Genomic DNA, 1,329 nt, shown 5'->3' on the forward strand with positions numbered 1-1,329 from the left:
CTGTTCTGTTCGGGGACATCGCTGACAGGTTGATGTCTCGGGACATCGCTGACACCTAAGTAGGGCCGTGAGCAGGATGGTTCATGGCCCAGAAGGTGACGGCGATGGATATTCGGATGGCTGCGGCACTGGCCGGCCAGATCGACAACGTGGCGCAGTTCTGCCGGGACAACGGGATCAGCCGGGAGACGTTCTACAAGTTCCGCAAGCGTTTTAGCGACGAGGGAATCGACGGGCTGCAGGATCGTTCGCGTCGCCCGCTGACCTCGCCCGGGCAGACCCCTGTCGAGGTGGAAGACCTGATCGTGTTGCGGCGTAAGCAGTTGATCGAGGCGGGCCTAGATCACGGTGCGCAGTCGATCGTGTGGTCGTTGCAGCGCGAGGGCGTCGCGGTGCCCTCGGTATCGACGGTGTGGCAGATCCTGACTCGTCGCGGGGCGATCAACCCACAGCCGCAGAAGCGGCCGAAGTCGGCGACCAAACGATTCTGCTTCGATCGGCCCAACGAGTGTTGGCAGTCTGACTGGACCGGTTGGTCATTGGCCGATGGCAGTGCGGTAGCCGTCGCGGGCAGCCTCGATGACCACTCTCGCTACGTCGTAGGGCTGCGTGCGTGCGCCGGGGACGCCGACGGCAGCCTTGTCTGGGCGGTCATCATGGCTGGCGTCGACGAGTGTGGAATCCCCTCGATGTCGTTGACCGACAACGGAATCGTCTACACCGGCAGATTCCACGCTCATGCATCGGCCTTCGAGATCAACTTGCGTGCCCTGGGTGTGCGCACCATCAACTCGACACCTTTTCATCCGCAGACCTGCGGCAAGATCGAGCGGTTCTGGCAGACACTGAAGAAATGGCTGGCCGTCCGCGACCCGGTGGCCACCGTCGCTGAACTCGACGCTCTGCTCGAGGAGTTCCGTAACTTCTACAACCAACGTCGGCCCCACTGTGCGTTAGGTGGAGCGACTCCGGCCGAGGCGTTTCATGCCACCCTCAAAGCCCGCCCAGCCGAGCGTCCCCTACCGGCACCGGTGTGCGTATCCCGCCACGTCGTCGACGAGGTGAGCGGCAATCTCTATGTACCGCCCTACCGTGTCAATGTCGGACTCCGCTGGGCCGGGCACGTATGCCTCAGCGTCCGCGACGGTGACCACATCACGATCTACAGCGGCAATCGCCTCGTTCGAGACTTCACCGCCGACCCCACCCGCCGACACCAACGCGGCGACAAAAGCACGCGGACATACCGCACCCGCGAGCCCAAACCGGCACCATAAGTGTCAGCGATGTCCCGAGACATAAGTGTCAGCGATGTCCCGAGACACCACA

At 63.1% G+C, this 1,329-nt stretch carries 1 protein-coding gene; it reads left to right on the plus strand.

Annotation, left to right across the window (positions count from 1 at the left end):
- Positions 1-83 precede the first annotated feature (83 nt).
- The gene (locus tag ACIA48_RS30270; protein WP_396740011.1) at positions 84-1,277 is read left to right on the plus strand and encodes an integrase core domain-containing protein; all 1,194 of its coding nucleotides are present in this window, start codon (positions 84-86) and stop codon (positions 1,275-1,277) included.
- Positions 1,278-1,329 lie beyond the last annotated feature (52 nt).

Origin of the sequence: Mycobacterium sp. NPDC051804, assembly GCF_044452905.1 — a bacterium.
In the GTDB taxonomy this organism is placed as follows: Bacteria; Actinomycetota; Actinomycetes; order Mycobacteriales; family Mycobacteriaceae; genus Mycobacterium.